General features: G+C 68.7%; 6 protein-coding genes. 1 reads left to right on the forward strand and 5 read right to left on the reverse strand.

The features are described 5' to 3' along the window. Window positions 1-31: 31 nt before the first annotated feature. The 5 genes from FV230_RS07615 to gcvA all read right to left on the reverse strand — a co-directional run bounded on the left by FV230_RS07615 (window position 32) and on the right by gcvA (window position 6099). A complete protein-coding gene (locus tag FV230_RS07615) occupies window positions 32-1066 on the reverse strand; it encodes an HD domain-containing phosphohydrolase (protein WP_147841904.1) in 1035 nt (344 codons plus the stop codon). Window positions 1067-1179: 113 nt separating this feature from the next. Continuing rightward, window positions 1180-2658, reverse strand: a complete 1479-nt coding sequence (locus tag FV230_RS07620) for a PAS domain-containing methyl-accepting chemotaxis protein (RefSeq protein ID WP_147841905.1) — start codon at window positions 2656-2658, stop codon at window positions 1180-1182. A gap of 292 nt (window positions 2659-2950) precedes the next feature. After that, on the reverse strand, window positions 2951-3952 hold the full coding sequence (locus FV230_RS07625) for a helix-turn-helix domain-containing protein (protein ID WP_147841906.1): 1002 nt from the start codon (window positions 3950-3952) through the stop codon (window positions 2951-2953). An 828-nt stretch (window positions 3953-4780) separates the two neighbouring features. Then, window positions 4781-5110, reverse strand: a complete 330-nt coding sequence (locus FV230_RS07630; RefSeq protein ID WP_147729600.1) for a hypothetical protein — start codon at window positions 5108-5110, stop codon at window positions 4781-4783. Between the two features lie 110 nt (window positions 5111-5220). Next, the gene (gene gcvA, locus FV230_RS07635) at window positions 5221-6099 is read right to left on the reverse strand and encodes a transcriptional regulator GcvA (protein ID WP_147841907.1); all 879 of its coding nucleotides are present in this window, start codon (window positions 6097-6099) and stop codon (window positions 5221-5223) included. Between the two features lie 76 nt (window positions 6100-6175). On the opposite strand from gcvA, the gene FV230_RS07640 reads away from it, so the two are divergent. After that, a partial coding sequence (locus tag FV230_RS07640) for an MFS transporter (protein ID WP_147841908.1) occupies window positions 6176-6847 on the forward strand: 672 nt, incomplete at its 3' end.

Here is a 6847-nt window from a genome sequence, read left to right on the forward strand (position 1 = left end):
GCGGCGTCGCGCCGAGCGCGCGGCGTCGGCGTCAGAACGCGTTCGCGACCGGCCTGAAGGCGCGGACGAGGTCGGTGTCGAGCCGTCCGCCCATCCCGACCAGGATGTCGTAGGCCTTCGCGTTCGGCATCGGCGCGCGATAGGGGCGGCGCTCGATCAGCGCGCCGAAGATGTCGCAGATCGTGACGAGGCGGACGAGATCCGGGATCGCGCGGCCGGCGAGCCCGTCAGGATAGCCCGAGCCGTCGAGCATCTCGTGATGCGAGCGCACGACCGCGAGCAGGGTGTCGTCGAACCCGCGCCCCACCAGCATGGCGTATCCCAGCGCGGCGTGGGTGCGCATCACGGCCATCTCCCCGTCGTCGAGCCTGCCCGGCTTGTTCAGGATGGCGGGGTCGATCTCCATCTTGCCGACGTCGTGCAGCAGGGCCGCCTTGACGAGGTGATGGCGGTCGGCCGCTTTCAGGCCGAGGATGCCGCCGAAGGCCGCCGACAGCCCGGCCACGAGCATGCAGTGCCGGTGGGTGGCGTCGTCGAAGCGCCGGACGGCGCGCACCCAGGAGCGGATGTCGACCTCCTGCACCGCGCTAGCCACGAGCTTCGTTCCGGCCTCGATCTCGGCCGGCGTGACCGAGCGGCCGGGCACGAAGGTCTTGCGCAGGAACTGCTCGGCCATCTCGCCGTAGCGTTGCATCGCCGCCGGCATCGGCGCCGCCCGCTCCAGCAGGCCCGTCAGGGTATCGACCAGGGCACCCGCGCCGGCGGCGGCGCTCAGCAGGCTGGAGGCGCCCAGGAGGTCGGCGTACGCGCGCGTGCGGCCGCCGTCGTCGTGCAGCAGGCAGACGTAGGGCACGTGCTGGCCGCGAACCCGCTCGAGCACCTGGCGCAGGCGCTGAAGCGCCTCGGAGGTCAGCGCCTTCACGTCGCTGACGATCAGTCGCGGCGGCCCCGGATACGGCTCGTCGTCGTAGAGGTCGTAGATGGTCGAGCCCTCGAAGTCTCGCAGGTCCCGGGCCAGCCGTGCCGTGCGGGCCGGGTCGTCGCTGATCAGAAGAAGCTCGGCCATGACGGCGGTCCATGTTGGATTTTCGTTGTCGCGCTCATCTTGGACAGATTACAGATAGACCTCCCCCATCATCTCGAGGTCTGGCGCCGGGAGCGGCAGATCCATGCTCGAGATCATCCCAGCGCCCGCGACGCTTCGCGGACCTGCCGCGTCGCGTGATCCACCCGCTCGCTGGCCTGGGCGATCATGTCCATGCCCGACGCAATCACCGACACGCCGCGCGAGGCGGTCTGCATGCTGCCCGAGATCTCCTGCGTCACCGCGGACTGCTCCTCGACCGCCGCCGCGATCGCGTTCGACACGTCGTTGAGCGTCTGGATCGTGGTCTGGATCGAGGCGATCGCGTCGACGGCATTGCGGGTGGCGTTCTGCGTCGCGACGATCTGGCCCCGGATCTGATCCGTGGCCTTGCCGGTCTGCTCGGCCAGCGCCTTCACTTCGGCCGCCACCACGGCGAAGCCCTTGCCCGCCGCCCCGGCGCGGGCCGCCTCGATCGTGGCGTTCAGCGCGAGCAGGTTGGTCTGGGCGGCGATGCCCTGGATCAGGGCGACGACGTCGCCGATCTGGGCGGCCTGGCTGCTCAGGCCGGCGACGATGTTGCCCGTGCGCTCGGTCTGATGGACGGCCTGGCCGGCGATCTGAGCGGCGTGGCTGACCTGCTGGCTGATCTCGCCGACCGAGGCCGAGAGCTCCTCCGCGCCCGAGGCCACGCTCTGGATGTCGCCGGAAACGCGCGCCACCGTGGTGGCCGCCTCCGAGGTCTGCCGCATGACGTCCTCGGTCGCCGCGCCGATCGCATCGAGATCCGTGCCGATCGCCCGCTGCGCTTCGACGCGGCGCTGCCGCTCGCGCACCTGCTCGGTGATGTCGGTCGCGAACTTGACGACCTTGACCGTGCGCCCCTCCGCATCGGTGACGGGGTTGTAGGTCGCCTGGATCCAGACCTCGCGTCCGCCCTTGCCGATCCGAAGGTACTCGGCGGACTGGTATTCCCCGCGGGCGAGCGCCTTCCAGAACTCCTGGTAGGCGGCCGTGGCGCGATCCGCCTCGGTGACGAACATGCTGTGGTGCTGGCCCTTCACCTCGTCGAGCCGGTAGCCGACGGCATCGAGGAAGTTCGCGTTGGCGGTGAGGATCGTGCCGTCGGGCTCGAAGGCGATCACGGCCTGCGACCGGTGCAGGGCGGCGATCTGACCCTCGAGCTCCAGCGCTTCCTGCTTGTGGGCGGTGACGTCGGTCGCGAACTTCACGATCCTGACGGTCTTGCCGGCGCGGTCGAGCACGGGGTTGTAGGAGGCCTGGACCCAGACCTCGCGGCCTCCCTTGGCGATGCGCCTGAAGGCGGCCTGTTGCGACTTGCCCTGCGCCAGATCCGCCCAGAACTGCCGATACGCCTCGCTGGTCGCGTATGACGGCGGGACGAACAGGCTGTGATGCCGCCCCTGGATCTCGTCGAGGCCGTATCCCATCACCGCGAGGAAGTTGGTGTTGGCGGTGAGGATCTTGCCGCCGGGGTCGAACTCAATCACGGCCTGCGATTTGTCCAGCAGATCCGCCGCGATCGAGGCGCGATGATTTCGAAATGTCAACATGCCGTCCCCCCGTCCAATCATCGGCTTCCCAGCGTGCTCGTCCTTCGAGGCGAGAATTCGTACAGGCAGGCGATGAATTCCAGGCACAACCTAGACTATAAATAGTTAAGACCGGCTTATACTCCTGTCAGAATTGACGTCGACATGACGATCCGCCGACGAGATCACGTTTATGATACTACGCATCGCAAAATTGATACTTTCCGCGACTTTTCATACCTCTGGTTGAACATTGGGTGATCCTGGGTTCCACCGCGGCATCACCGCCTCGCCCGCGATGGGATGTCGGTGGTCAGGGGCGACCGGATGCCTCGCGACGGGTCTGGGTCGGTGCACACCCGTACATGCGGCGATAGCGCTGCCCGAAATCGCTCATGTGGACGAAGCCCCACCGTCTTGCGATGTCTCCGACGGAGAGATTCATGTTCGAAGTCGCGACGAGATCTTCGTGGACGCGCATCAGGCGCTGCTGAATGATGTATTGGAACGGCGTCTGGTCGACCGACCGGCGGAAGTTGTCCTGCAACCCCCGGACGCTCAGCCCGGCGGCCGCGGCGATGTCGCTCAACGCCAGGGGCGTGGCGAGATACGTCTGAATATAGTCCTTCGCGAGGCTCAGGCGCGACGGCCGGGCCTGCCGCCGGACGTCGGCGATCGCCTCCGCCCGCCTCGGCCAGGCCGAAAGCAGTTGATACCCCAGGATCTCCTGCATCAGCGCTAGGGTGTGATCGCCCGAAGGCTCGACCTCGAGGCATCGGCGATAGATCTGCCGCATCGCGCAGTACAAGGCTCTGATGCCGGGCGCCCCCATGTCGGCGCCCCGGGCGAAGGGCGGGAAACCGGTCGCTTCGCCGCCGGTCAGAGCCGCGTTGATGGTCGTCAACGCCTGTTTCGAGATCGAGCAGCCGAACAGGTGGAACCCGTCCGACGATTGCGCATCGCTCAGATCCTGATGATCGGCGAGGATCGCGGTCGTCGGCGCCCCCATGGCACGACCGTCCTGGAAGACGTAGTTCGTATGCCCGCCCAACGTGAAGTTGATCGTCACGATGTCGTAAGCGGATTTCGGCCTTCTGCTGTAGGGGCCGACGGACCTCACGTCCCAGAAACTGAGCAGATCGCTCTGGCTGCCGACGAGCTCGATCTTGATCTCGGACGACCGCCCGATCTCGAACTGCACCGGGACCATGTCCCGATCGTTGAAATCCCGGACGTTCGTCGCGGAGCCGATCGACTCGGCTATGCGTCCCCTGGGTCGCCAGATCCCCGACCTCGAATTCGCCTTGCCCTTCATCGTGCCCTGTTCTTGCCCTGGCCTATCTCCCGACCGCACCGACGATCATTCCGCGAAGGACGTGAGGATCGGGATTTCCGAGCCGCGATCTCTTCGGCTGCATGCAACGCTCGTCGAAAGACCTGCGGCGGCCCCCGTCGCGAGGCGCTTCGAGGACACGGATCGCGCCGATCCAAGATCCCCGACGTTTCGATCCGCGACCCTCGGCGTATCCGCGCGAGGGGATGCCGAACGTTACTGAATCGTGCCACATCTCATAAAACAATCGTAAGTTGGTTGTAGCTTCCGACTTTTCTACCGCTGCAACGATCGACTTTTATCTATGCAAAAGGAGCTATCTGTTTTGCCCGAATCCCGCGACGATGGCAGGCATCACTTTTCCGCGATCGTCGGACCCGACGAATATCGCCGACGATCGTCCGAATAGTTTCGTGATGCGGCACTCAGAATAGTATATTCTGAGACAGAATTTCGATTTATCAAATATGGATAATACAGAAAAAGTATTTCAAGGTGATTGTCTCTGCTGAGATCGTCCGTGACGCGCACTTCCGCAGTTCGGGGGAACGTCATCGGCGAGACGCGATGTTCCGTCGGCGCGCTGCTGCTGAATGGGGGCGCTCGTTCGCCGCGCGATGGACCCGGCCGGGGCTCGAGGCCCGGCGGCGCCGCGCGCTGCGGCGATCGTGCCGGCTGTGCCGGGTCGCGATACGCCGGTGGGAAGCCGCTTCGTCGGCGGCGTCGGCCGTGATCAGGAGCGCACGCAACGTGGCCGTCGGCATCCTCGCCGACGCCGATCCGGAGGCGCCGCGGCCGGTCCGGAACCGGTCAGGCGCCGGAGGTCGCCGCGCCGCCGTCCCGCATCGCCTCGGCGACGCTCTCGAAGGCGGCCACCACCGCCTGCGCATTCGCTTGGCGGATGGCGTCGAGATCGGGGCCGCCGGCGCCGGGGATCTCGATGTCCGACATCTCGGCGCTGAGGCTGCGCCCGAGCGCGCGCACCCGGTCCGGCGGCAGGCCGCTCTGCTCGAACACCAGCACCGCGACCGTCTGGACGAGCACCCGCAGGGCGGAGGCTTCCGCGAGCCGCTCGACTGCTTCCTGATTGATCGCCATCGCCACCCCGCCGCCCGGCTCCGCCCCCGGAGGCCGGCTCATCGTCGTCGCCCCGCCATGCCCGAGGCCGCGTCCGGATGGCAACCGCTAATGCGCGTCGTCGGTATCCAGCGTCAGTCCGGTTGCATGCGGCGGGCTTCCGTCGGCGAGGCTCAGGCGGCTTTCGGAAGCCAGTCGCAGAAGGCGCGTACGGCCGGGTCCTCGGCGCGGGCCTCCGGGACGTAGGCGTGGTAGCTGCGCGCCGGCAGCGCCGGGCCGTCGAAGGGCAGCGTCAGCCGGCCGGCCGCCACGTCGTCGGCGATCAACCGCTCCGGCCCCATCGCCACGCCCAGCCCGTCGAGGGCGGCTTGCAGCGTGAGGTAGAAGTGCTCCAGCGTCACCGAGCGCGCCGGGCCGAGGTTCGGCACGCCGGCGGCCTGCAGCCAGTGCGGCCACACCTCGGGCAGCGTCGCCGCGTGCAGCAGCGTGTGGCGCTCCAGGTCCGCCGGCGCGCGGAGCGGCAGGCGCTGCAGCAGCGCCGGGCTGCAGACGGGGATGCGCCGCTCGGTCAGGAAACGCTGCCGGACATAGCCGGGGCACGTGTCCGGCCCGCCGCGGATCGCGACGTCGAACGGCTCGACGATGTGGGCGAGCGGCACGTTCGAGGTGGTCAGCCGGACCTCGATCGCCGGGTTGCCGCGCTGGAAGGCCGAGAGGCGCGGGATCAGCCAGCGCAGCGTGAAGGTCGCGAGCGCGTTCACATGCAGCACGCGCGCCTGCCCCCGCTCCATCTGCCGCGCGGTCGCGAGCGCGACGCGGTCGAGGGCGGCCCCGATCTCGGCGAGGTAGCCCCGCCCGGCTTCCGTTAGGACGACGCGACGGTTGTGGCGCTCGAACAGCGGCGTCCCGAGCCAGGCCTCGAGCGCCTGGATGTGCCGGCTCACGGCACCGTGCGTCACGCCGAGTTCCGCCGCGGCCAGCGTGAAGCTCTGGTGCCGGCCGGCGGCCTCGAACGCCTTGAGCGCGTTGAGCGGCGGCAGTCGGCGATGCATGCGCGTCAGCTTTCCTCACACACACGTCAACATAAGGCGTTTGTCAGCCGGCGGCGAGGACGGCATCCTGCCGGCCATGAACACGGCCAGCAACACGGACAGCCGCTCCGCGCGCCCACCGAACCTCGCCGCCCCATCCGAGCCGGCCCAGGTCGCGGAGGCGGGGCGCTCGCTCGCGGTGGTCGGCCTGAACCACGCGCTCCACGACGGCTACACCGACCTGATCTACGTGCTGCTGCCGGTGTGGCAGGCGGAGTTCGGCCTCGGCTACGTCGCGCTGGCCGTGCTGCGCTCGCTTTACGTCGGCGCGCTGGCCGGGCTGCAGATGCCGGCCACCGCCGTCGCCCGCCGGCTCGGCCTGCGCACCGTGCTGGTGCTCGGGACGCTGCTCGGCGCGGCCGGCTACGCTCTCGCCGGCGCGTCGGGCGGCCTCGTCACCCTGTGCCTCGCCCTCGCCCTCTCGGGGGCCGGCAGCAGCACGCAGCATCCGCTCGCCTCGGCGGTCATCGCCCGGGCGTATGGAAAGGCCGCGCGCGGGCCGCTCGGCACCTACAACTTCACCGGCGACCTCGGGAAGGCGGCGCTGCCGCCCCTCGTCGGCCTCCTCCTCCTCCGCACCGAATGGCGCGCCGTGCTGTGGATCGTCGCCGGCCTCGGTGCCGCGGTCGCGATCGCCGTCGCCGTCCTGCTGCCGCGTGAGCCGGCGTCGCGCGAAGCCGAGCCGGGCGAGCCGCGGGCGACCCCGGCC

The organism is Methylobacterium sp. WL6 (genome assembly GCF_008040095.1).
Lineage (GTDB): Bacteria > Pseudomonadota > Alphaproteobacteria > Rhizobiales > Beijerinckiaceae > Methylobacterium.